This is a genomic window from Psychromonas sp. psych-6C06 (assembly GCF_002835465.1).
GTDB lineage: Bacteria > Pseudomonadota > Gammaproteobacteria > Enterobacterales > Psychromonadaceae > Psychromonas.
Map to the genome: position 1 here is coordinate 270674 of NZ_PIZM01000006.1, position 23582 is coordinate 294255.

The following is a 23582-nucleotide window of genomic DNA, read 5'->3' on the forward strand; positions in this document are numbered from 1 at the left end:
ATACGATAGAGAGAGTTAACAATGAGTACAGCAGTAACCAAACAAGGGATCATGGTTTGTGGCCATGGTAGTCGCGATAAAGATGCAGAAAGAGAGTTTGCCTTAGTGGCTAGTGGTCTTAAAAAACGCTTTCCTGAATTACCGATCGAATACGGATTTTTAGAGTATTCTGCGCCAAATATTCACATGGGCTTAAACAGTCTTATTGATCAAGGTGTTGAACATATCTATGCGGTACCGGGTATGTTGTTTGCAGCGACACATGCTAAAAATGATATCCCTTCTGTATTAACGACTTTTGAAGAGAAAAATGCAGGTTTGAATGTCAGTTATGGTCAAGAGCTTGGCTTACAAAAGCCGATGATTGATGCTTTTCAAGCGCGTATTTATGAGTCCTTAGGCTTAGATGCTGATAACCCACCCGATGCACTTTACGATACGATGTTAGTCGTGGTTGGGCGCGGTACATCAGACAGCGAAGCGAATGCAGAAGCGGCTAAATTAACACGTATTGTCAGTGAAAACATGGGCTTTGGTTGGGCGGATACGGTTTATTCTGGGGTCACTTATCCCTCAGTGGGAGTGGGACTCGAAAAGCTGTTAAAACTCGGTTACAAACGCATCGTGGTTGCACCTTATTTCCTTTTTACCGGACGCTTGATTAAGCGTATTTATGGTTACATTGACAAAGTTGCATCGGAAAACCCGCATGTTGAATTCTTAAAAGCGGCTTATCTACGTGATCATGAAAAAGTGATTGATGCCTTTGAACATCGTATTCGTGAAATTATGGAAGATAAACAAACGAGTGATGAGGGATTAATGCAAACCTTTAAGCGTCGACTGGCCGCAGGTGAAGTTGATGTGCACCATCATCATGCTGAATATCAAGATCCGGCACATAGTCATGCTCACGATCATAGTCATTCTCACGATCACAGCCACGATCAGGCACATAGCCATTCTCATTCGCACAGTCATGAACACGGCCATGGACACAGCCATGATAATGTCGAACCTCATAGTCATGGTGTTTATAAACATATCTGGCATCCATTGGGGCCAAGAACCATGATTGGTGAAGGGATCTGTAACTGCTTTATGAGCCAATTTCCGCAAGAGTTATTAGCAGAAGAGGTCGAGCGGATTAACAATGGTGTGCAGGGCGAAGCGTTAGCACATCGTAAGTAAATGTTTATCTCTGTTAAATTGAAGCAAGTGTCCGTTTCAATTTAACAGGTTCTGCTTTACTCTGTTTGATAGCGCGAAGCCACTCACCTTGTTTCAAGCGGGCCGTTTCAGATTCGCTTTTTAATAAAGCCAACGGGTACCACAATAAAAAAATGAATCCATTATGATACTGATAACGCTATTGTGTGCGCTACTGATTGATCACCTTTTGGGTGAGCCTAGGCGTTTTCACCCTCTGATTTTTTTTGGTAATTTGGCGCGCAAATTAGAGAAACGATTAAACCAAGGTAGTCACCGGAAACGTTTACTAATGGGTATCGCAGCATGGTTAATACTCGTTATACCTATCCCGTTATTGGTTGTTGCTGTTTTATCCTTTGTGCCATTTTATATCGCTTTTTTGATTAATGTTTATGTGGTTTATTGGGCAGTTGCCTTAAAAAGCTTAACTGAGCATGGCATGCAGATATACCAACCATTAACAGATAATAACCTCTCACAGGCGCAACATTACTGCGCTTATATCGTCAGTCGTGATACCAGTGAGTTAGATGCGCAAGCGATCAGCCGTGCGACCACCGAGTCTATGCTAGAAAATGGTCACGATGGTGTTACCGCCACCCTTATCTATTTTGTCATTGGCGGTGCACCGCTGGTTATTATGCATCGATTAAGTAATACCTTGGATGCGATGTGGGGTTATCGTACGGCGCAATTTAACTATTTTGGAAAATGCAGTGCAAGAATGGATGATCTGCTTGGTTTTATCAGCGCGAAAGTCACGACTCTATTATTTGCCATCGTAGGTCTATTTAATGGCACAGCAAAAATGGCGCTATTTAATGCTTATCAACAAAGTAAAACCTATAAAAGTCATAATGGTGGCTGGGTTATGGCTGCTGGCGCGACGGTGATCAATGTCTGTTTAGGTGGTACTGCGATCTACTTTGGAAAATCAGTTCAGTCACCACAACTTGGTCAAGGCGAGGCCGTACAAAGCAAGCATATTAAAATGAGCCTGACACTGGTGAGACAAGCGGTATGTGTGGGTTTGATCATCCTATTCTTTTTACAATGGATACTTTTTTAATGGCTATTTTACATGGTGGGCAACTCGAACGGGTGGCGACACAATTTAATATTCCTCGCGCACAATGGTTAGATCTGTCGACCGGCATTGCGCCTTACAGCTACCCAATCCCCGATATTCCCGCGCAAGCGTGGCAACAATTACCACATATCTCTAGTCGCTTAATCGCAGTTGCTAAGGTTTATTATCAAGCGCAACATTGTTGGCCTGTTGCAGGAAGCCAGCAGTTAATCGAAAAGCTACCGCAATTATGGGAAAAGCGTTTATCCGCGAGCAGTAAAGAGATGCCCTGCAAACATGTTTACCTGCCCAAGGTTGGTTATAAAGAGCATCAACATGCATGGCAACAAGCTGGCTACCAGCTGCACTTTTATCAACAAAGGCTACCTGAAGTATTAGCGCCCAACAGCGTGGTGGTGGTGATCAATCCTAACAATCCGCTTACCGATCAATTTACCGTTGCGCAGTTACAAGCCTTAGCTGAACGTTGCCAAACGCAGCAGGCATTACTGGTCATTGATGAAGCCTTCGCAGATATTTTTGATGCGGACTTTAGTTATGTCCCGCATTTAAGTGAGGCGCAGCAAAATGTGATTGTATTACGCTCCTTTGGTAAGTTTTTTGGATTAGCCGGATTGCGCATAGGTTTTGTTTGTAGCAGTCAATATTGGTGCGAAGTGATCCAAGAAAATATTGGACCGTGGTCAGTTAACGGCCCTGCGCTATATATTGCTGAGCAGGCATTAAGCGATACGGCGTGGCAAGTTAAACAGCAACAACGGTTGCAGGTGCAGCGTCATAAAATGCAGCAGTTATTAAGCGAGATCTGGCCAATGTATCGTATTGAAAGTAATGCCTTATTCATGACCCTGTTTACTGAATATGCACCGCTTATCTATCAACAACTTTGTCAGCACGCGGTTTATGTACGTTTGACCGATGAAAAAAATGCGCTGCGATTTGGTATTGCCGACGAGAAACAGTTACAAAAGCTGCAGGAGGTATTTATGCTATCCCGTAAAGCATTATCAAAATGATCAACCTTGCCTGCTAAACTTTACAAGCCGAACAACCTCTAACATCAATTTCCACTTTGAACTAATACCAAATCCACTAAATAACTGTTCAATCTTACTGGTTAAAAGAAGCTATTTCAGCGTTAAAAATTTCGTAAAGGGAACAACCATTTGCATCAATTTTCGCATTGAACTAACTCCTTTTTTCTGCGTAATATTTGATCACTATATTAGCGGAATTGGTATAACCCCTCCTTCCTGCGCAATATGTGATCACCATTATTAATGGGGGGGGATCTCACTTTTTCCTATTTCCGCAAAATATTGTTGAATCTAATTATGATAATGATTATCATTTGCATGTCATTTAAATTAATCGGGAAAAAGGAGATTCGATGCAAAGTGATAAACAGGAAAAACCGCTATTACAGGTCAAAGACTTGGTGGTGGAATACGTTACCGATGACGGGGCTTTCCGTGCGGTTAATGAGGTCAGTTTTGATATTGCACCTGGCGAAGTTTTTGGTTTAGCGGGTGAGTCTGGCTGTGGCAAAAGTACCATCGCATTTGCGATCACGCGTTTGCAAAAGCCACCGGCAATTATTCCTAGTGGCGAAATCTTTTATAAAGGCACTAATCTGCTCAACCTCTCTGATAGTGAGCTACAAGCTTATCGTTGGACACAAATTGCGATGGTTTTTCAGAGTGCAATGAACTCATTAAACCCGGTTATCAGCATTGAAGAGCAGTTTTGTGATGTCATATTGGCGCATACCAACATGAGCCGAAGTGACGCAATAGAGCGCGCTAAAAAACTCATGGATGTGGTTAAAATTCCACGTGAACGCATACGCGATTACCCACATCAATTTTCTGGTGGCATGCGCCAACGTTTGGTGATTGCAATTTGTTTGGTGCTTAATGCAAAACTGATTGTTATGGATGAACCTACTACGGCGTTAGATGTGGTGGTACAGCGAGAGATCCTGCAGCAGATTTACCAATTAAAAGATGAGTTTGGCTTTTCGATTCTCTTTATCACCCATGATTTGAGCTTGATGGCACAGTTCTGCGACCGTATCGGCATTATGTATCAAGGAAAATTAGTTGAGGTGAATGATGCGCAAGAGATACGTAATTATCCGCGTCATCCATACACTAAAAAGCTTTGGTCTGCTTTTCCTTCTATTCATGAAGGGCGCAAAAATTACCAAGCAAATAGTGATTTTATTCCTAAAATTGTTAATGCATAAGCGAGGTTTACATGTCTGATTTAAATACACCTATTTTAGAAATGAACAATATTGTTAAAGATTTTCACAGCAAAGGTTTTTCTGGCTCATCGGTTTTTAGAGCGCTGAATGGGATTAATTTCAAAATTTATCAAGGCCGTGCGCTTGCACTTGTTGGTGAATCGGGTTGTGGTAAAAGTACCTGCGCTCGTTTGATAACTAAAATAGAAACGCCCACTGAAGGGGAGATTTTGTTTCATGGTCAAGATATTGCAACGATCAGTAAACGTGACGAAGTTTTAAATTACCGTAAAAACGTACAAATGATTTTCCAAGACCCATTCAGCTCACTTAATCCAACGCATACTATCTACCATCATTTATGTCGTGCGTTGTTGATCCATGATCGATGCGTCAATAACCCTAAAAAATTACGTAGCCGTATTGAGGAGTTATTAGCGCAGGTAGAGTTACCCAGCTTAACCGCAGATAAATACCCTTATGAGTTAAGTGGTGGTCAACGTCAACGCGTCAATATGGCGAAAACATTAGCTGTCGGTGCTGAGTTGGTACTCGCTGATGAGCCGACTTCAATGTTAGATGTATCGATTCGTCTTGAGGTGCTAGATACCATGAAGAAGATGAAGCAGGAGCATGATATGGCGTTTTTATATATCACCCATGACTTAGCAACTGCGCATTATATTGCTGAAGAAACTGCAGTTATGTACAAGGGGCAAATCGTGGAGTGGGGCGATACGCATGAGGTTATTAATAATCCACAGCATCCTTATACTCAGTTATTAATTTCTGCGGTACCTGATCCGGAAGTTAAATTTAGAGAGGTGATGGAGCAAGATCTGGATTTCTCAATACATGCCGAAACCGTGCGTGCGCAAAGTGGTCATAAGGTTAATCAAGCGAAACAGATTAACCATAACCATTTTGTGCGCTTGCTAGCCAGTTAAGGAGTAGGGGAGTTTATGTCATCATTTTCAATCGGGCAGTTTTCACTTGAGTATTGGCAGTCATTAACTGAAGAAGCGCAAACCAATCTAAGCCTCGGTGAATATTACCAAGCAGAGGAGTGTTACGGACATGCGTTAACCGAAGCGCAGAAGCTGATTGATGATCTCAGTTTAAGTGCTCAATATGAACACAGCGCACGGTTGTATAAAACGGCTTGTTATAATTTAGCGCGTGTTTGCCAATATCAAGCGCGCACCGATGATGCCTTTTATTATCATCAACTTGCACATATACAAATCCAGCAGTTTGCGGATAAACAGCAGCTGACTCCGGTGACGCGTTACTCCGCCTTGCAAGTCTTAGACGGTACAATTGTTACCCTGTTAGAGTATTATCAGCAATCCAACGTGAAAGCGTCGAAAAAGTTTGCCGATGCACTTATTAATGAGCATGTTGCCTTCATGGAAAAGCATAATAATATGAACCTATTAAGCGAAGCGCCACAGGAAACGACAGGATGCGGGCAATGTGAAGGCTGTGTGGTTCCCGATACAGAGAATGCGGTGATTCATTAATTTACTGCGCAGGGTAGGGGAATTCAGGGAACAGGCTGTAAAACGCTGTTCCCTGAGAAATAATAACGAGATGAGTGCGTTATCATTACTCCTGATAGCGGTTGTTTACTGTTTATTGCCCCACTCGCTTGGGTCCGTTACATAGGTAACACCGCCATCCATCATAATATCGCTGGTGGTCATAAACGCCGAATCATCGCTGGCTAAAAATAGCGCCGCCCCTGCAACCTCTTCAACTGCGCCTTTACGACCTAGTGGAATACCCTCTTTAGCCGCTACTTCAACCTGTTCACGGTAATCGACTTTATCCCAAATATCTGTATCTGTTACACCAGGAGAGATGGTATTAGCGCGGATCTTTTTAGCTGATAAACCACAGGCAAAACTTTTCGTTAATGAAGAAATAGCCGCTTTTGATGCATTATAAGGTGCTTGATTCCAGCTTGCATGCAGTGCGCCAACGGAAGAGATTGAGATAACCGATGCACTTTCATTAAGTAATGGCGTCGCATATTGCATGGTAAAAAACGCCCCTTTTACATTAAGATCAAACATCGTATCGAAGTCTTGCTCGGTTGTATCGGTAAACGGTTTTAACTGATAAGCACCTGCGTTGACCACTAAAATATCAAGGCTGGCAAACTCTTTAGTGATCAGCTCGTAGGCCTTAGCAATTTCACTGACAGAAGATATGTCAGCGACCACTTCTAGTGCTTTACCGGCAAAAAATTGTTGGTTAAGTTGGCTTAGTTTCTGTGCATTTCTACCGTTAATAGCGATAGTTGCGCCCTCTTCAAAGTAACGTTTAGCGATTGCTAAACCAATGCCAGAGGTTGCACCGGTGATAAAAGCTTTCTTTCCTGATAATTTCATAGTTATCCACTTATTGATTAAGGCAAGGGAGGGCGTGGTTGAGCATCGCCATATTATTTTCTTCGATTATATACAGATGGTGCGACTTCTCCAACCAACGAAATATTTTGCTGGTGGTGATGGTTTTCAAATAAAACAAGCGTTGCAATTTTATTGCTAAACAAGCTTTTATGAAGCTTATCAATATATGCTGGCGATTATTTATCTACTATCAGAGCACGCTTAATTTTTATCACTGAGGTAAACAATGCAAAAGAACCTGTTTAATACTCCTTATTTTTCTGACTGGCCCAAAATAGACTCACAGATAAAGCAAGATCCTACCGTTGAACAAGCCATTATAAAGATACTTAAACAGATGACCTTGCAGGAAAAAATAGGTCAGATGGTGCAACCGAATCTGCGTGGTGTGACGCCTGAGCAGGCGAAGCAGTATAAATTAGGCTCGATTTTAAATGGGGGCGGAAGCTGGCCAAATGAAAATAAATACGCCTCTGCGCAAGAGTGGGCAGATAAGGCGGATGAGTTTTGGTTCGCAGTAAAAGTCGCATTTGCCGATCGCCCCTTTGATATCCCTTTTATGTGGGCAACCGATGCAGTACATGGGCATAACAATGTTTATGGTGCCACGGTGTTTCCACATAATATTGGTTTGGGTTGTGCGCGCGATGCTGATCTTATTCAGCGTATTGGCGAGATCACCGCGATTGAAGTGGCTGCAACGGGGTTAGATTGGACATTCGCACCGACCGTGGCCACACCACGCGATTTAAGGTGGGGCAGGGTCTATGAAGGATATTCTGAAGATCCGAGTATTACTTATCTTTATGCTGCAAAAATGGTGAAAGGTTTGCAGGGCGATAGCGAAGCATTACAGGGTGATACTAAAGTTATCTCTAACGTAAAACATTGGGTTGGCGATGGAGGCACTTTGCAAGGTGTCGATCGTGGCATCAATGATTACAGCGAAGCGTTGCTACGTAATATTCATGCGATGGGGTATTTTAGTGGCCTAACAGCGGGAGCGCAGGTAGTGATGTCCTCTTTTAATAGTTGGAAATCACCACTCAATTATGATCATACCCCTATGGTTGGTGGTGAGTACAATCATAAAATTCATGGCAGCCACTACCTGTTAACCGATGTGTTAAAAAAGAAAATGGGCTTTGATGGGATAATAGTCACTGATTGGCATGGTCACGCAGAGGTCAGTAAATGCAGCGATACCAATGCCAGTTATGCGGTGAATGCTGGTAACGATATTCTAATGGTGCCAGAATCTGAGCATTGGATGGATCTTTATCAGCAAACCGTTGCAGATGTTGAAGCTGGGATTATCGATATGTCACGTATCGATGATGCGGTAACGCGCATTTTACGTGTCAAAATGCGCGCCGGTCTGTGGCATAAAGGGCAACCTTCAAAACGCTCACTTGCCGGAAAAGAGGGATTGTTGGGGGCAGAAGCACATCGAGATGTTGCGCGAGAAGCGGTCAGAAAGTCTTTAGTATTATTGAAAAATAAAAATCAGTTACTGCCTTTATATCGCGAGCAGAAAATATTGTTAACTGGCAGTGCTGCCGATGATCTAAATAAGCAATCAGGGGGCTGGAATCTTACTTGGCAGGGCGATGAAAATAAACTCTCTGATTTTCCGGGCGCAACAACATTACGTATGGCACTTGAGTCGGAATTAGGCGCTGAGCAAGTTGATTTTGATTTAGCGCTACAAAATGATTTAACACAATACGATGTTGCTGTCGTTGCCTTTGGCGAAGACCCCTATGCAGAAATGATGGGAGATATTAAAGAGTGGCAAAGCCTTGAGTTTTCATCTTTAAAGCGAAAATATCGTGCTGACTGTGAACGGATTGCAACACTGCATAAAGCCGGAGTAAAAGTTATCTCTATCTTCTTTAGTGGTCGCCCTTTATATGTGAATCGAGAAATATCGCTCTCTGATGCTTTTGTGGCTGCTTTTTTACCGGGCAGTGAGGGCGTCGGCATCACAGACCTATTATTACGTAATGCAAAGGGAGAAATAAATTACGACTTCCAAGGTAAGCTTTCCTACAGTTGGCCAAACAAAAAGCGCAGTGCGCGCGTGAATTGTTTGCCAAGTCATATTGAAAACTACCAAGTGCCTGCGAATGAGCAAGACCCGCGTGGAGAACATAAACCGTTATTTGAATTTGGTTATGGCCTCACTTATCAGGATAACAAACAGCCAATGTTGGATTTAGATAACATTGAATTAGATGAACTTTCATCGGGAGAAAACGGTGCTGCTAACAATCTTGAAATCTATGGTGTGCGTTCAATTATTGGCGATTATCAGTTAAAAGCCAGCCCGTCGATATTTACGGAAGGTGAGCTCATTTCTCGTAATAACCCAATGCAATTTAAGTACTTAGCAACCCGTCCTTACAACTATTTACAGCAGCAGGATGCCGTTGAGCTGAGTTTTAAAGGGCAAGGTGGATGTGTTTATATTGAAGCAAGCGATGGCGTTGCAGAGCAGATGGGTGACTATTTTGAGCAAGGCTATTTAAGTTTTGAATTAAAAGTGAGTCAATTACCTACTGAGCCATTATTGGTGTCGATTAAAGGGTGTGATAAAAACATGCAACACGCGCTGTTTGGTAATGTCGATATTAGCCGCGAATTGAATATCTGCGATGAGTTTATCAGGCTTAACATACCTGCTAAAAAATTCACTGCGAGGGGACTAGAGCAGGTCGATAAACTATTCTGCTTACAGGTGTCGGGGCAATTTACAGCGGTCATTGCCAATGTAAAATGGTGTATTTAGGTTAAAAAAGCCCCCTGACAGTTCATCTATCTGGGGGCTTTTAAGGTCTAAGAAGCAATTTAAACTATCATTTTACGCCGAAGTTCGCGGAAATAACGTTATTTTATCGCTTTGCTTATCCAGAACTGAGGTTATTTAGATTTTACCAACGAGATCAAGTGATGGTGCAAGTGTTGCCTCACCCTCTTTCCATTTAGCTGGGCAAACTTCACCCGGATTCGCTGCAACATATTGCGCAGCTTTTACTTTACGTAGTAGGTCGTCTGCATCACGGCCAATACCTTCAGCGGTAATTTCCATTGCTTGGATGATACCTTGTGGGTCAACTAAGAACGTTGCACGGTCTGCAAGCCCTTGCCCTTCACGCATTACACCGAAATTGTTAGTTAGGTTACCTGACTGATCTCCAACCATGAAGTAATTGATTTTACCAATTGTTTCAGAGCTATCGTGCCATGCTTTGTGAGTGAAGTGTGTATCAGTTGATACTGAGTAAACTTCAACGCCACGTTTTTGTAGCTCTTCGTAGTGGTCTGCAACATCACCTAGTTCAGTTGGGCAAACAAAAGTAAAATCAGCTGGGTAGAAGAAAAAGATAGACCATTTTCCTTTTACGTCTTGCTCAGAGATCTCTACAAATTCGCCTTGTTTGAAAGCTGTCGCGTTAAACGGTTTAATTTCAGTATTAATCATGTCGTTATCCTATTAAGTGAATTACTCGTTTTTACTTCGTTGTCTGCTTAGTTCTCCTAAGCGATGGAAAGAGTATGAAATAAACTTTTGAATAGATAAATTCGTTTATATCTATTATTTTAATAGTTTATAGCTATGGAGTTATTTGTCCGTGCTAAGTCGTATTAAGTGATCTATCTATTTGCTTATTTCGTATTTATGAGCAAAATCAAGAGTTAATAATGTGTATCAATCGCTTCTTTTTCATGCCGTTATTGATACTTTGCTTAATTTCTTAAATCAACATGGAACGATGATTCACTATGTCTGTAAATATTCGATCAAGACTGCCTTTAATCCTCTTATCTTTAGTGCTTATTGCTTTTATTGCTTACCTATTGATGCCCGTTGAAAACAGTGCTCGAGAGCGCCGATCAAGAGTGGTTAGCGTGAAAACAGTGCCTGTCGTGAATGGCACTTTTAGCGATGAAGTTGAAGCGTTAGGTACAGCGAAAGCAAATGAAGATGTTGTCATTACTGCGCAATACACTGATATTGTTGAAAGTATTCACTTTAATGACGGCGATAGAGTGAAAAAAGGACAAGTGTTAGTTGAGCTGATGAAGCGCCAAGAGATAGCTAAAGTGGAAGAATTACAAGCGAGTCTGACCGAATTACAATCGCAATTAGATCGCTATGAAGCCTTAGTATTAAAAAGTGTCACGGCGATTTCAGTATTAGAGGAACATCGCGCTAAAACCAAATCTCTGCAAGCGCAACTGCGTAGCGCGCAGGCTGTGTTAAGTCATTTGACTATTCGCGCACCCTTCGATGGCCAGCTAGGGTTTCGTCAGGTGAGTGTTGGTGCCTTAGTCAGTAATGGGGATGTGATCACTTCCTTGGATGATATCGATATTATTAAAGTTGATTTTTCAGTGCCAGAACGCTTTTTGCCGACATTACGTGTTGGCCAAGAAATATCTGCACGCAGTATCGCTTATGAAGAGCATCCATTTATGGGAGAGATAACCAGCATCTCGTCACGAGTAGATGCCGCTACTCGCACGGTGTTGATTCGCGCCAAAATCGATAATAAACAACATAAATTACGCCCGGGTATGCTGATGGCTGTGAATATTGTTCGCAATACTGACAATGCATTGCAATTACCAGAAAATGCAGTTATTCCCTTTGAAGATCGTCATTTTGTTTTTGCCATTGAAAATAATATTGCGCAACGTAAATATATTGAAGTTGGTCGTCGCATGCCCGGCATTGTTGAAGTATTGAGTGGTTTAGAAGCTGGAGAGAAAATTGTTACAGAGGGCGCATTGAAGCTACGTGAAGGCGCTAAAGTTAAGGTTCAGGGTGAGCAGGTGGAGCAACAACAATGATTCTATCTGACTTATCTGTAAAAAGACCGGTCTTTGCAACGGTACTTAATTTATTGATTGTTACCTTTGGTATTGTGGCTTTTTTAATGTTGCCACTGCGTGAATACCCTGACACCGATAAACCGATTGTGAGCATTTCAACCTCTTATCCGGGGGCTTCTGCTACTATTGTTGAAACCAAAATAACCAAAATTTTAGAGGATAAGATCAGTGGTATTGAAGGGGTTAAAAATATCACCTCTACCTCCCGCGATGGCCGTTCTAATATCAGTATTGAATTTGAGATCGAGCGTGATATCGACGGCGCTGCTAATGATGTACGCGATAAAATTTCCTCGGAACTAGGCGGTCTGCCGGAGCAAGCTGATCCGCCTGAGGTAAAAAAAGCCAATGATGATGGTGATGTGATCGCTTGGTTTACGCTACAAAGTGATGTGTTTAATACCCTTGAATTAACTGATTATGCAAATCGTTATATTGTGGATCGTTTTGCAGTGGTTAATGGTGTCGCCGAAATCGTGGTTGGCGGTGGCCGAAACTATGCGATGAAAGTGGTCTTAGATCGCAACGCGATGGCTGCTCGTGGGATTACTGTTAATGATGTTGAATCGGTATTACGCACAGAAAACGTAGAGTTTCCTGCCGGTGAAGTGAAATCTATCGAACGTGATTTTAGCGTTCGCGTTGCCAGAACCTTTCAAACTGAAGATGATTTTCGGCGCATGGTTATTGCACGTGGTGAAGACAACGCTTTAGTACGACTTGGCGATATCGCGCAGGTTTCTATTGGCTCTGAAGACGATGAAACCCTGTTTAAAGGTAATGGACGCAACATGGTCGGCTTAGGTATTGTTAAGCAATCCACTGCTAATACCATTGATGTCGTTGAAGCTGCCCGTGAAGAGATGTTCGCGATTCAAGAAAACTTGCCCGTTGGCACGATTATTGTGCCCAGCTATGACTCTAGTATCTTTATTAAAGAGTCAATTGATGAAGTTTATAACACCCTTGGGATTGCCATGTTGATGGTGATTTCAGTGATTTTTATTTTCCTTGGCAACATTCGCGCTACGCTCATTCCTGCAGTCACTGTGCCGATCGCACTGATTGGCTCGATGATGTTATTAAGCCTATTGGGCTTCTCTATCAATCTGCTGACTTTGCTGGCGTTAGTGTTGGCGATCGGTTTGGTGGTTGATGACTCGATCGTTGTACTAGAAAATATTTATCGACGTATAGAGAAAGGTGAAAAGCCGATATTAGCCGCTTATAACGGTGGGAGAGAGGTCGCTTTTGCGGTGGTTGCCACCACGCTGGTGTTGATCGCGGTGTTTGTACCGTTGATCTTTTTATCGGGCGATATTGGCCGTTTATTTACCGAGTTTGCTTTAGCGATTGCTGCTGCCATTGTTTTTTCAAGCATTACCGCGCTGTCATTGACACCAATGATGTGTTCTAAATTACTGCATCATCGTAAAAGAAGCTCCTCTTTTGGGCAGCGGTTAGATCGTGGTTTTGCTAAATTAGAAGCCACCTACGGTAATGCCTTAGCATCGGTGATCAAACAGCCGATTATGATTGCAATCGTAATGATATTGGCCTTTGCTAGCCTTTATATCGTTGCAGATAAAATTCCTTCAGAATACGCACCTAAAGAAGATCGTGGCGGTGCATTTTTGATCATGAATGGCGCTGAGGGGGCAAGCTTTGAGAGCAATGCTCGTAATATGAAACAGATAGAAGAGAAACTGATGAAACACTATGATGACGGCGCATTAGATCGCGTTATCGTCCGTGTTCCAGGATTCCGTGGTATGGGAGGTATCGCAATTGTAGGTTTACCAAGTTGGCAAGAGCGAGAGATTTCCACTTTTGACTTTGTGAAAAACTTCAATCGCGAGTTAGCTTCGGTAACCGATGCACGCGCTTTCATTATGATGCGAGGTGGACTGGGAGGTCGTAGCGGTAGACCGATCAGTTTTGTATTGCAGGGCAATACCTATGAAGAGCTCGCACAGTGGCGTGATATCGTGTTAGCGAAAGCGCAAGAAAACCCGAATATCATTGGCTTAGAAAGTGATTACAAAGAAACTTATCCGCAACTGATGATCAATATTAATCGCGAAAGAGCGGCTGATTTAGGTGTATCGATTACTGATATTGGCCGTGCCTTAGAAACCATGTTAGGTGAGCGTCGCGTCACAACTTATATTGATAACGGCGAAGAATACAATGTGTTACTTGAGGGCGATGAAGAAAAATATCGTTCGCCAAGCAGTATCGATAACATTTATGTGCGCTCCACTGAAACGGGGGAGTTAATTGCGATGTCGAACTTAATCTCGATCGAAGAGAGTGCAACTTCCGCGCAACTCAACCGTTTTAACCGTTTACGTAGTATCACTTTAAGTGGCAATATTTCGGCGAATTATACCTTAGGAGAAGCATTAGATTTCCTTAATGAAGTGGTGAAAGAGGAGTTACCGGTGGAAGCATCGGTTGATTACTCTGGGCAGTCACAAAAATTTAAAGACAGTGGTAGCTCGATGCTGTTTATTTTTGCACTAGCCATTCTCATTACTTATTTAGTATTAGCTGCCCAGTTTGAAAGCTTTATCCATCCTTTTGTTATTCTATTAACAGTACCATTAGCACTAGTTGGCGCCTTAGCTGGGTTATATTTAATGGGGCTGACCATTAATATTTACAGCCAGATTGGTATCGTGATGCTCATTGGTTTAGCTGCTAAAAATGGCATCTTAATTGTTGAGTTTGCCAATCAGTTACGCGATGCCGGTGAAACCTTTACCGATGCAATTATCAAAGGGGCGCAACAACGCTTAAGACCTATCGTGATGACCACCTTTACCACGGTAATGAGTGCCGCCCCGTTAGTCTTAGCTTCTGGTCCTGGTTCTGAAAGTCGTGCTGTGATTGGCGTGGTTATCTTCGCTGGTGTGTCATTAGCAAGTGTTTTTACCCTGTTTATTGTGCCCGGTGCGTATTACTGGCTATGTAGAAATACCACATCACCAAATATGATCAGTAAGCAACTTGCTAAATTAAATGCAGATTAATTTAGCAAGTTGCATCATAAAGTGAGCATTTATGAAAACCATGTTAATTCGACAAAGATTACGTGGTTTTTATGCTTTAAAAGTATCGCTTACTTTGGTGTGTTGAGCCGGAAGGGCAACATTATTTGCAAAAATAAACTTGAAAGTTCAATAGACCTCAGGCTATTCAAATGTTGGCAATAAAGCTCGAATACCATCAATGAACATTTGTAACGACATAATCAGTAGCAACATGCCCATTAATCTTTCTAATGCCGTTAATCCCTTCTCTTTTAATACCTTATACAATAAAGATGAAAATAGCATTACCGCTGCACAAAGCCCCCAAGCGATTAATAGTGACACAAATAATGAGCCTGAATGTTCACTATTGGTTTTGGCTAAAACTAATAGTGTGGCTAGTGATGCTGGGCCGGCAATCATTGCAATTGGTACTACTAAAGGTTCATCACCTTTTTTAGTGACAAACATATCGCCACCATTAGGGTTAGGGAAAATCATTTTTAATGAAATAATGAAAAAAATGATACCACCTGCAATAGTGATAGATTGTGTGTCAAGGTGAAATAGGCTTAAAAATTGCTCCCAAAAAAATAGAAAAGAGACCAAAATAAGTAACCCAATCAGTGTTTCACGGATGATGACTTTTGAATGTCGCTGTTTATACCAAATCCACTAAATAAATGATCAATCTTGCTGGTTAAAAGAAGCTATTTCAGCGTTAAAAATTTCGTAAAGGGAACAACCATTTGCATCAATTTTCGCCTTGAACTAACTACTTTTTCCTGCGTAATATTTGATCACTATATTAGCGGAATTGGTATTATCTATATTCTTTAGCATGCTTAGCAATAACGGCACATTACCGAAGGGATCTAAAATAAAAAACAGGAGAACGGCTGTTGAAAAAATCGGGAAACTATTTTCCATTGTTTTGATCCTTTATGGTGTGTGTTTATTGAGAGATTATGGCTGATTATATTCGTAAAATCTGGGTTGTGCCTTAATAGTGCTCATTAACCTTTGTGCTAGATAAGCAAAGCAATAGCATTACACTATTTCAGCGGGCCTCTGTGTTAAATGATCTTTTTCCTCTTTTATTCGTATTTACTAGCAACTCTGATAAATAGATGATTTTTATGCTTATTCAAGTTATAGCTTATTTTGGTACCTACTTTTAAATTAAGGCAATGAGTTACTTCAATAAATACCTTGAGCTTGAAGGTTTATCCCAGACTAAATTGTGCACATATTTATCGGCAATGCGACCAGTAGTTAAAAGTGATGAAATAAAATTGGAGAGAGTGAATGAATATTTTTATTTTGGATGATGAGATCACGCGTTGTGCGCAATATCATTGCGATCAGCATGTCGTTAAGATGATCTTAGAAAGCGTACAGCTGTTATGTACCGCTCTGAATAAAAAAGGATTTGAAACGCCTTATAAATCCACTCATATTAAACATCCTTCAGTATTATGGGTTGAAAAATCCTACGATAATTTTTTATGGTTAAAAGCCTTAACCATTGCGCTAAACGATGAATATAAGTTTCGCTATGATAAAACTGAGGATCATAAATCGATGGCAACATTGAAAAAAATAGAAGGCATTACGTTTCCTGCTATCGGGTTAACTCCTTTCCCACAGGCAATGCCAGAGCAGTTTAAAGTCCCTAATGATGCCATCACTGCCTATCGAAACTTTTATAACGGCGATAAAGCGAGATTTGCGAAATGGACAAAACGTAATCCACCTCATTGGTTTAATTCATCATTTGACGGTTAAATATCGTTTTGATGTTGTAAAGCAAATTGCTCAAGTTGATGTTTATCAATCGGCTTAGAGAAATAATAGCCTTGGTAAATATCGCAATCTAGTTTATCTAAGGCCTGTAACATCTCTTTACACTCTACCCCCTCTGCCACCGTTTTCATCTTTTTATTTTTAGCTAGGGAGATGATAGTGTTGATCATCGCACGTGTGTCTTTATCGTTAATGACATTATCAACAAATGACTTATCGATTTTTAATTCATCAATCGGTAAGTTATTTAACAGACTGAGTGATGAGTAACCGGTACCAAAATCATCCAATGAAAGGCGAATTCCTTGCTCTTTTAGGTTTTTCATTAAGTCTTTTATGCTATCGACATCCTCAATAAGTACGCTTTCTGTGACTTCAATTATTAGCCTTTCTGTTGCAAAATCGAATTGCTCAATACGTTGCATTAACTGTTTGAAAAAATGAATGTTGTTGAATTGTTTAACCGATGCGTTAATAGACAGACTAAAGGGAATAGTGATACGTTTTTGAAGTATGCTCATATCGCTAAGGCTACGCTCGATGACAAAATTACCAATTTTATCCATCATGCCTAGCGATTCTGCAATAGGAATAAATTTATCAGGGGGCATCATGCCAAGCTTTTCATTTTTCCAACGGATCAGTGCTTCGACACCAACTAGTTTGCCACTGGCCGTAACCTGAGGCTGATAGAGCATGAAAAACTCTTGATTTGCCAGCGCTCTTTTTAGTTCGTTTTCTATATTGCATTGCTCTAAATAAGCATTAAGTAAGACCTGATTAAAGAAAACCGTGCAGTTACGCTCTTTTTTAGCGTTATCCATTGCTAAATCTGCATTGCGTTTAATCTCCTGTGGATTATCGCTATCTTGTGGATAAAATGAGACGCCAATGCTTACGCTGAGCATTATTTCTGCCTCATTAATGCGTATTGGTTTATCTAACGTGATACGTAATCGTTCGCAAATAACTTCTGTTTGCTGGCGACTTTTGTTAAACGTAATAAGTACAAACTCATCACTGTTGGCACGAATCACTAAATCCTCTTTTGCTGCAATCGAATTTATCTTTGTCGCGATACTTTTTAATAGTTGATCGCCAATCAAATGGCCAAAGCTATCATTGATACTTTTAAAATGGTCAATATCTAAATAGATAAGTGAAAACTCGATATTATTTTTAATACTGGCGAGGTAGCTATCAAAATAAAATCGATTGTATAGATGTGTTAAATAATCATGGTTTGCTTGAAAAGCTAACTCACGTGTTTTCTTTTTTTCACTGGCAGCGATATTTTTAAACAGGAGGTAAATTAAGATAATAGAGAAAAAATGGACGGCAATAAGTACGCTGACTTTGTCTATAAAGTTTTGTTGTATTTGTTCAAATTTCACTGCAGTGACTAACCACAATTTATAATCCTTCATATAAACAGAGGCGTCGAGTGACTGCCTAGCCGGGTGTTTATTCTCGTTAACAATAACCACTTCATCTTGCTTTAGCTGGGCGTAAGGGGTATCTATAATCGTTGCTAAATGTTTAATGGCTTTATCAATATCTGATTGCGATATTTGATATTGGTAAATATTTGTATCGTGTATTTTATCAAGAGGAGCAAGCTGAAAATAACGATCTGTATCGCGATATAGGTAAGTGTTATATAAGCCACTCTCGTTGGCATTATGGACAAAGAAATCAAAGCCTTTATCCAGACTAACTGCGAGAGATAAGACGAAACTTGCTCTTCCACTTGCATCACGAATGGCTAATCTAAAGGGGATAATGAGTTCATTTAACTGATGGCTAAAGTAGGTACGACCAATAATCATTGAATCTGAGTTTAGGGTGTTATGAAATGATGCTTGGCTAGCTTGAATGCTTAATAGTGAAGCTTCTTTTGCAACGGTACTTTCAGGCACACTGGTATGCACAGTTCCATCGAGATTAAACAGCGCAAAACCACTGATTGTTGAATCAAGGTTAGTCGTTCCTTCCATTAATGATTTTATGGCCTGCTGATCGGTTAATTGATTTTCTTTTATTAGCTGGCTGGCCACAATATTAAGAATCGTTTCATATTGTTTAAACGCAGCTTGTAGTGAGTTTTTAGCCATGGTGGTTAAGCTCATCTGCTCGCTGATAAACTCATTATAGACTCGCTGATAAGTGCTGTAACAAGAGAGGCCTAATGAGACAGACCAAACTATTGTCACCAAATAAAATGCTAGCCAGATGTTTTTGTTAATGAGTGCCATGCAACCATTGCCCTATATGATTATCTTGGTTGCTTATAAAAAATTTCTTGATATGAGCAACAATATATTAAATCTAGATCAAAAGGATAGCCCAAAGAAGCGTATAGGGTTAGAAAGTAGAGGCGCTTTACCTGATAAAGTGTGTTTTTATAAACAACGCTTTTTCGAGGGAAGGATTTGCCGGTACGAATAGTATTTTAGATAAAATAAGAAGGGTGAAGAGTGATGGGCATGCTCTGCTCATCACTTGATAATAGAAGTCTCTGAAAAGTGTTTACAGCGGAGTACGGATTAAATAATCAAATGCGCTTAAGCTAGCTTTAGAGCCTTCGCCCATGGCAATAATTATCTGTTTATAAGGCACTGTAGTGACATCGCCAGCTGCAAATATGCCCGGTACTGATGTTTCTCCCTTAGCATTTACTTCGATTTCACCGTGTGCAGACAATGTAACTTCACTGCTTTTTAAGAAATCGCTGTTAGGTATCAAGCCAATTTGCACAAAAATACCTGCTAATTGTAACTGTTTCGCTTCTCCGCTCGCTCTATCTGTGTAGTTAAGTGCAGTAACGCGTGTACCATCGCCAATCACTTCAGTTGTTTGTGCCTGTTTAATAATATCGATATTAGCCATGCTATTCGCTTTATCCACCAAAACTTGGTCAGCACGTAATGTGTCGGCAAACTCTAGAACGGTGACGTGTTCAACAATACCTGCGAGATCAATAGCTGCTTCAATGCCGGAATTACCGCCACCAATTACTGCGACTTTTTTACCTTTAAATAATGGGCCATCGCAGTGCGGGCAATATGCGACCCCTTTATTTCGGTATTCTTGCTCACCGGGTACATTCATCTCTCTCCAGCGTGCACCGGTTGATAATATGACGCTACGGCTTTTTAAAGTTGCACCACTTTCAAGGGATACATGAATGTAGCCATCCTCTGTTTTTTCAGCGCTAACGATGCTGTCTGCACGTTGTTCGTTAATAAGATCAACATCATACTCTTTGACATGTTCTTCTAAAGCGGCTGCGAGTTTAGGTCCTTCAGTGGCTTTGACTGATATAAAGTTTTCGATGCCCATGGTGTCCATCACTTGCCCACCAAAGCGCTCAGCCACAACACCTGTACGTATCCCTTTACGGGCTGCATAAATGGCAGCAGACGCACCAGCTGGACCACCGCCAACGACGAGTACTTCATATGGGTCTTTCTCTTTAAGTGCTTCAGCTTGTTGCTCAGCAGCACCACTATCAACTTTGTTTAAGATCTCTGTTAATGAGATACGCCCTTGCGTAAAGACTTCTCCATTAAGGTACACGCTAGGTACAGCCATAATGTTACGTTGCGTCACTTCATCTTGAAAAGCCGCTCCATCAATCATGGTTGTTTTAATATTCGGGTTGATGGCAGCCATCATATTTAATGCCTGTACGACATCTGGGCAGTTCTGACAGCTAAGCGAAATGAATATTTCAAAGTTCAATTCACCTTCAAGACGAGCGATCTGAGCAATCACTTCTTGGTCCAGTTTCATTGGGTGCCCGCCACTGTGAAGCAGTGCTAGCACTAATGAAGTGAACTCATGCCCCATCGGTAATCCAGCAAAACCAATTGCGGTTTCTTTAACAGGGTTGATGACCTGCATAACTGGTTTACGTGTGCTCGCCGCTGCATCTTCAACGACACTCACTTTGTCGTGTAATGTCGCTATCTGATTGGCTAAGTCGCGTAATTTTGTTGCTGTTTCGCTTTCATCTAAGCTAAGAACAAGTTGCACCTCTGTTTTAAGGTTTTGTAAGTAGGCTTTAAGTTGCGTTTTCATGTTTTGGTCTAACATAGAGTCACCTTTATATTGTGCTTGTATCTAACGACAGTGCATTTAAAAATTGGTTTTTAATATCTAAAACCTATTTTTAAATGACCTCAGCCACGTTCGCTGTTACTGAGGTCTGATTATATTTCTCTAACTAGGATTAGATTTTACCTACGAGGTCAAGTGATGGTGCGAGTGTTGCTTCGCCCTCTTTCCACTTAGCTGGGCAAACTTCGCCTGGATTTGCTGCCACATATTGTGCGGCTTTCACTTTACGCAACAGGTCGTCTGCATCACGGCCAATACCTTCAGCGGTAATTTCCATTGCTTGGATGATACCTTGTGGGTCAACTAAGAACGTTGCACGGTCTGCAAGACCTTGACCTTCACGCATTACACCGAAGTTGTTCGTTAGGTTGCCTGACTGATCGCCAACCATGAAGTAGTTGATTTTGCCGATTGTCTCAGAGCTGTCGTGCCATGCTTTGTGTGTAAAGTGCGTGTCAGTAGACACTGAGTAAACTTCAACACCACGTTTTTGTAACTCTTCGTAGTGGTCTGCGACATCACCTAATTCAGTCGGACAAACAAAAGTAAAATCAGCTGGGTAGAAGAAAAAGATAGACCATTTACCTTTTACATCTTGCTCAGAGATCTCTACAAACTCGCCCTGTTTGAAAGCTGTTGCGTTGAAAGGTTTAATTTCAGTATTAATCATGTTGATATCCTATTTAAGTAAGTAATTTGCATTGTTGATTAGGTCTCCCTAACCGATGAACAAAGTATGCGACAACTTTTTTAATAGGTAAATTCGTTTGTTTCTATTGTATTGATAGGTTTTGATGTGTGAGTTAACGGTTTCTAATACTGATCATCATGGCATCGGGGCGCCAATATTCAAATTCACAATCAATGACCTGATGGTGCTGATTATAATTGATACGGCAGATCTTTAAGATCTGTTGCCCAGCCCGCATGTTCAGTGCTTGAGCAACATGTTCCGGTGCTGCTGTAGGAATAAAGTCAAAGTCAGATTGGCTATTTATAAATCCATATTTTTTTTCATAAAGCATGGTTAATGATTGCGCGAGATCTTCAGTTAATATATCTGGGAAATAGTCACTAATGAGACAATTTTCAACATATAGCACTGCTCGCCCATCAATATAACGTAAGCGTTCAATAACATGAATTTCAGTGAGCTCAGCGCGTTGCAAGGTGTTTGCAATTGCACTTGGGGCCATGATGCTTTTAACGTTTAAAAGTTGTGTTTTAGCAACACGTTGTTGGTCACGTATCATTTGATGAAAATGACATCTTGATAGTGGGTTATAGCTAATTCTAGGGGGAGAAACAAACCAGCCTCGACGATCTTCTCGATAAATCAATCCTTCAATCTCTAATGCATCCAGTGCACTTTTTACACTGATTCGAGTGATTGAAAAAAGCTCACTTAACTCTCGTTCTGATGGGATTTTTTGTAAAGGTAACCAGCATTTACCGCTAATTTGATCTCGTAAGACCTCTTTAATATTTTTCGAAAGCTTATTTGTCATATCAGTGTGGTCTAGCCCAGTAAAAAAGTTGGTTTCTTTTATTTAAACGATAAAAAACACAATATGCAACCTTATTGATGCGCAAATAAAACTTAATTGACTGTAAACAAATTGAAATATTACTGAAGTAGCATTGATCTGGTCAACTGGACTAGTCCAAATAACGCTAACGCACAGGATGGAAATACAATGAAAACTTTTAAAGCCACAACAGCACTACTTGCATTATCAATTGCTCATAATGTTTGTGCCTCGGAATCAATCGATTCACTGATTAAAGCTGCGCAAAAAGAGGGACAAGTATACAGTGTCGGTATGCCTGACAGTTGGGCAAACTGGAAAGATACATGGGCTGACTTGAAGCAAAATTATAATATCAAGCATCAAGATACTGACATGAGTTCTGCGCAAGAGATCGCAAAGTTTGAAGCTGAAAAACAAAACGCCACTGCTGATATTGGTGATGTGGGTTTTGCATTTGCGCGTGTTGCGACTAAAAAAGGAGTTACACAACCTTACAAACCAACGACTTGGAATGAGATACCAGATTGGGCAAAAGATAAAGATGGTCACTGGGCACTTGCTTATACTGGCACTATCTCTTTCATTTCGAATAATAATTTAGTTAAAAATGCACCTAAAACTTGGGCTGATTTATTAGAGGGCGATTACAAAGTAACCGTTGGCGATGTTGGCGTGGCTTCGCAAGCGAACAATGCAGTACTAGCCGCCGCTTATGCAAATGGTGGTAATGAATCGAATCTAAAACCAGCGATTGAATTTTTCGCAAAACTGGCCAAGCAAGGACGCCTTTCTTATACAGATCCAAGCGTTGCTAATCTAGAAAAAGGTGAGATCGAAGTAGCGGTAATGTGGGATTTTAATGCCCTTAACTATCGCGATAGTATCGATCGTTCGCGCTTTACTGTTGGTATTCCACAAGATGGTTCTGTGACCTCTGGTTATACGACAATTATTAACAAATACGCTAAAAATGCCAATGCTGCCAAATTAGCACGTGAATATATCTTCAGTGATGCAGGGCAGATTAACTTAGCCAATGGATATGCTCGTCCAATTCGTACTAATGTTGAACTACCTGCGGAAACACAAGCAAAGCTGATTGCCAATGTGCAATATAAATCTGCTCACCCAATCTCTGATTTTGCCGCATGGGAAAAATCGGCGCGTAAACTACCACGTGCATGGCAAGAAAATGTGCTTATCCATCAACAATAATTGAGA

General features: G+C 41.0%; 19 protein-coding genes. 11 read left to right on the plus strand and 8 right to left on the minus strand.

Translation table 11 applies throughout. The annotated features are described in order from the left end of the window. Positions 1–21: 21 nt before the first annotated feature. The 6 genes from CW745_RS09780 (at position 22) to CW745_RS09805 (ending at position 6073) form a co-directional block, all read left to right on the plus strand. Positions 22–1191, plus strand: a complete 1170-nt coding sequence (locus CW745_RS09780) for a sirohydrochlorin chelatase (RefSeq protein ID WP_101108463.1) — start codon at positions 22–24, stop codon at positions 1189–1191. 163 nt (positions 1192–1354) lie between these two features. After that, positions 1355–2281 (plus strand): adenosylcobinamide-phosphate synthase CbiB, encoded by a 927-nt coding sequence (gene cbiB / locus CW745_RS09785; protein ID WP_101108464.1) that lies wholly within the window; start codon positions 1355–1357, stop codon positions 2279–2281. Beyond that, complete coding sequence (cobD, locus tag CW745_RS09790; protein ID WP_193755581.1) at positions 2281–3318, plus strand: threonine-phosphate decarboxylase CobD; 1038 nt, start codon at positions 2281–2283, stop codon at positions 3316–3318. Before cbiB ends, cobD begins: the two co-directional genes overlap by 1 nt. Positions 3319–3692: 374 nt before the next feature. Then, on the plus strand, positions 3693–4550 hold the full coding sequence (locus CW745_RS09795) for an ABC transporter ATP-binding protein (protein ID WP_101108466.1): 858 nt from the start codon (positions 3693–3695) through the stop codon (positions 4548–4550). Between the two features lie 11 nt (positions 4551–4561). Next, complete coding sequence (locus CW745_RS09800; RefSeq protein WP_101108467.1) at positions 4562–5497, plus strand: ATP-binding cassette domain-containing protein; 936 nt, start codon at positions 4562–4564, stop codon at positions 5495–5497. 15 nt (positions 5498–5512) lie between these two features. After that, positions 5513–6073, plus strand: coding sequence for a hypothetical protein (locus CW745_RS09805; RefSeq protein ID WP_101108468.1), 561 nt, complete (start codon positions 5513–5515; stop codon positions 6071–6073). 105 nt (positions 6074–6178) lie between these two features. Here CW745_RS09805 and CW745_RS09810 read toward each other — a convergent pair whose 3' ends face one another. Further along, positions 6179–6946, minus strand: coding sequence for an SDR family oxidoreductase (locus tag CW745_RS09810; protein WP_101108469.1), 768 nt, complete (start codon positions 6944–6946; stop codon positions 6179–6181). 247 nt (positions 6947–7193) lie between these two features. Between CW745_RS09810 and CW745_RS09820 the strand changes: the two genes are divergently transcribed. Next, complete coding sequence (locus CW745_RS09820; protein ID WP_101108471.1) at positions 7194–9758, plus strand: glycoside hydrolase family 3 N-terminal domain-containing protein; 2565 nt, start codon at positions 7194–7196, stop codon at positions 9756–9758. A 135-nt stretch (positions 9759–9893) separates the two neighbouring features. Here the strand turns inward: CW745_RS09820 and ahpC (CW745_RS09825) are convergent, their stop codons facing one another. After that, positions 9894–10451, minus strand: coding sequence for an alkyl hydroperoxide reductase subunit C (ahpC, locus tag CW745_RS09825; protein ID WP_101108472.1), 558 nt, complete (start codon positions 10449–10451; stop codon positions 9894–9896). 302 nt (positions 10452–10753) lie between these two features. Here ahpC (CW745_RS09825) and CW745_RS09830 point away from each other — a divergent pair, with 302 nt between their 5' ends. Together CW745_RS09830 and CW745_RS09835 are read left to right on the plus strand one after the other, a co-directional pair. Further along, the gene (locus CW745_RS09830) at positions 10754–11824 is read left to right on the plus strand and encodes an efflux RND transporter periplasmic adaptor subunit (protein WP_101108473.1); all 1071 of its coding nucleotides are present in this window, start codon (positions 10754–10756) and stop codon (positions 11822–11824) included. Continuing rightward, the gene (locus CW745_RS09835) at positions 11821–14901 is read left to right on the plus strand and encodes an efflux RND transporter permease subunit (protein WP_101108474.1); all 3081 of its coding nucleotides are present in this window, start codon (positions 11821–11823) and stop codon (positions 14899–14901) included. The genes CW745_RS09830 and CW745_RS09835 overlap by 4 nt, the downstream gene beginning before the upstream one ends. A gap of 162 nt (positions 14902–15063) precedes the next feature. Here CW745_RS09835 and CW745_RS09840 read toward each other — a convergent pair whose 3' ends face one another. Further along, the gene (locus CW745_RS09840; protein ID WP_101108475.1) at positions 15064–15573 is read right to left on the minus strand and encodes a MarC family protein; all 510 of its coding nucleotides are present in this window, start codon (positions 15571–15573) and stop codon (positions 15064–15066) included. Between the two features lie 99 nt (positions 15574–15672). Beyond that, positions 15673–15831: a MarC family protein gene (locus CW745_RS17005; protein WP_101108476.1), complete on the minus strand. Its 159-nt coding sequence runs from the start codon at positions 15829–15831 to the stop codon at positions 15673–15675. A gap of 378 nt (positions 15832–16209) precedes the next feature. Here CW745_RS17005 and CW745_RS09850 point away from each other — a divergent pair, with 378 nt between their 5' ends. Further along, positions 16210–16689, plus strand: a complete 480-nt coding sequence (locus CW745_RS09850) for a pyrimidine dimer DNA glycosylase/endonuclease V (protein WP_101108477.1) — start codon at positions 16210–16212, stop codon at positions 16687–16689. Here CW745_RS09850 and CW745_RS09855 read toward each other — a convergent pair. From CW745_RS09855 to CW745_RS09875, 4 genes are all read right to left on the minus strand, one after another. After that, the gene (locus CW745_RS09855) at positions 16686–18962 is read right to left on the minus strand and encodes an EAL domain-containing protein (protein WP_101108478.1); all 2277 of its coding nucleotides are present in this window, start codon (positions 18960–18962) and stop codon (positions 16686–16688) included. The genes CW745_RS09850 and CW745_RS09855 overlap by 4 nt on opposite strands. Positions 18963–19236: 274 nt before the next feature. Then, the gene (gene ahpF / locus CW745_RS09865; protein ID WP_101108480.1) at positions 19237–20805 is read right to left on the minus strand and encodes an alkyl hydroperoxide reductase subunit F; all 1569 of its coding nucleotides are present in this window, start codon (positions 20803–20805) and stop codon (positions 19237–19239) included. Positions 20806–20941: 136 nt separating this feature from the next. Beyond that, positions 20942–21505 (minus strand): alkyl hydroperoxide reductase subunit C, encoded by a 564-nt coding sequence (ahpC, locus tag CW745_RS09870; protein ID WP_202973190.1) that lies wholly within the window; start codon positions 21503–21505, stop codon positions 20942–20944. A gap of 127 nt (positions 21506–21632) precedes the next feature. Further along, complete coding sequence (locus CW745_RS09875; RefSeq protein ID WP_101108481.1) at positions 21633–22337, minus strand: UTRA domain-containing protein; 705 nt, start codon at positions 22335–22337, stop codon at positions 21633–21635. A gap of 189 nt (positions 22338–22526) precedes the next feature. Here CW745_RS09875 and CW745_RS09880 point away from each other — a divergent pair, with 189 nt between their 5' ends. Further along, complete coding sequence (locus CW745_RS09880; protein WP_101108482.1) at positions 22527–23576, plus strand: ABC transporter substrate-binding protein; 1050 nt, start codon at positions 22527–22529, stop codon at positions 23574–23576. Positions 23577–23582: the final 6 nt, after the last annotated feature.

Bases quoted from the DNA above. Each gene is read 5' to 3' on its own strand.
- CW745_RS09830 (WP_101108473.1), top strand. From the start codon at position 10,754: ATGTCTGTAAATATTCGATCAAGACTGCCTTTAATCCTCTTATCTTTA.
- CW745_RS09835 (WP_101108474.1), top strand. From the start codon at position 11,821: ATGATTCTATCTGACTTATCTGTAAAAAGACCGGTCTTTGCAACGGTA.
- CW745_RS09880 (WP_101108482.1), top strand. From the start codon at position 22,527: ATGAAAACTTTTAAAGCCACAACAGCACTACTTGCATTATCAATTGCT.
- CW745_RS09805 (WP_101108468.1), top strand. From the start codon at position 5,513: ATGTCATCATTTTCAATCGGGCAGTTTTCACTTGAGTATTGGCAGTCA.
- CW745_RS09850 (WP_101108477.1), top strand. From the start codon at position 16,210: ATGAATATTTTTATTTTGGATGATGAGATCACGCGTTGTGCGCAATAT.
- CW745_RS09855 (WP_101108478.1), bottom strand. From the start codon at position 18,962: ATGGCACTCATTAACAAAAACATCTGGCTAGCATTTTATTTGGTGACA.
- CW745_RS09800 (WP_101108467.1), top strand. From the start codon at position 4,562: ATGTCTGATTTAAATACACCTATTTTAGAAATGAACAATATTGTTAAA.
- CW745_RS17005 (WP_101108476.1), bottom strand. From the start codon at position 15,831: ATGGAAAATAGTTTCCCGATTTTTTCAACAGCCGTTCTCCTGTTTTTT.
- CW745_RS09780 (WP_101108463.1), top strand. From the start codon at position 22: ATGAGTACAGCAGTAACCAAACAAGGGATCATGGTTTGTGGCCATGGT.
- CW745_RS09875 (WP_101108481.1), bottom strand. From the start codon at position 22,337: ATGACAAATAAGCTTTCGAAAAATATTAAAGAGGTCTTACGAGATCAA.
- CW745_RS09810 (WP_101108469.1), bottom strand. From the start codon at position 6,946: ATGAAATTATCAGGAAAGAAAGCTTTTATCACCGGTGCAACCTCTGGC.
- CW745_RS09820 (WP_101108471.1), top strand. From the start codon at position 7,194: ATGCAAAAGAACCTGTTTAATACTCCTTATTTTTCTGACTGGCCCAAA.
- cbiB (WP_101108464.1), top strand. From the start codon at position 1,355: ATGATACTGATAACGCTATTGTGTGCGCTACTGATTGATCACCTTTTG.
- ahpF (WP_101108480.1), bottom strand. From the start codon at position 20,805: ATGTTAGACCAAAACATGAAAACGCAACTTAAAGCCTACTTACAAAAC.
- ahpC (WP_101108472.1), bottom strand. From the start codon at position 10,451: ATGATTAATACTGAAATTAAACCGTTTAACGCGACAGCTTTCAAACAA.
- cobD (WP_193755581.1), top strand. From the start codon at position 2,281: ATGGCTATTTTACATGGTGGGCAACTCGAACGGGTGGCGACACAATTT.
- CW745_RS09795 (WP_101108466.1), top strand. From the start codon at position 3,693: ATGCAAAGTGATAAACAGGAAAAACCGCTATTACAGGTCAAAGACTTG.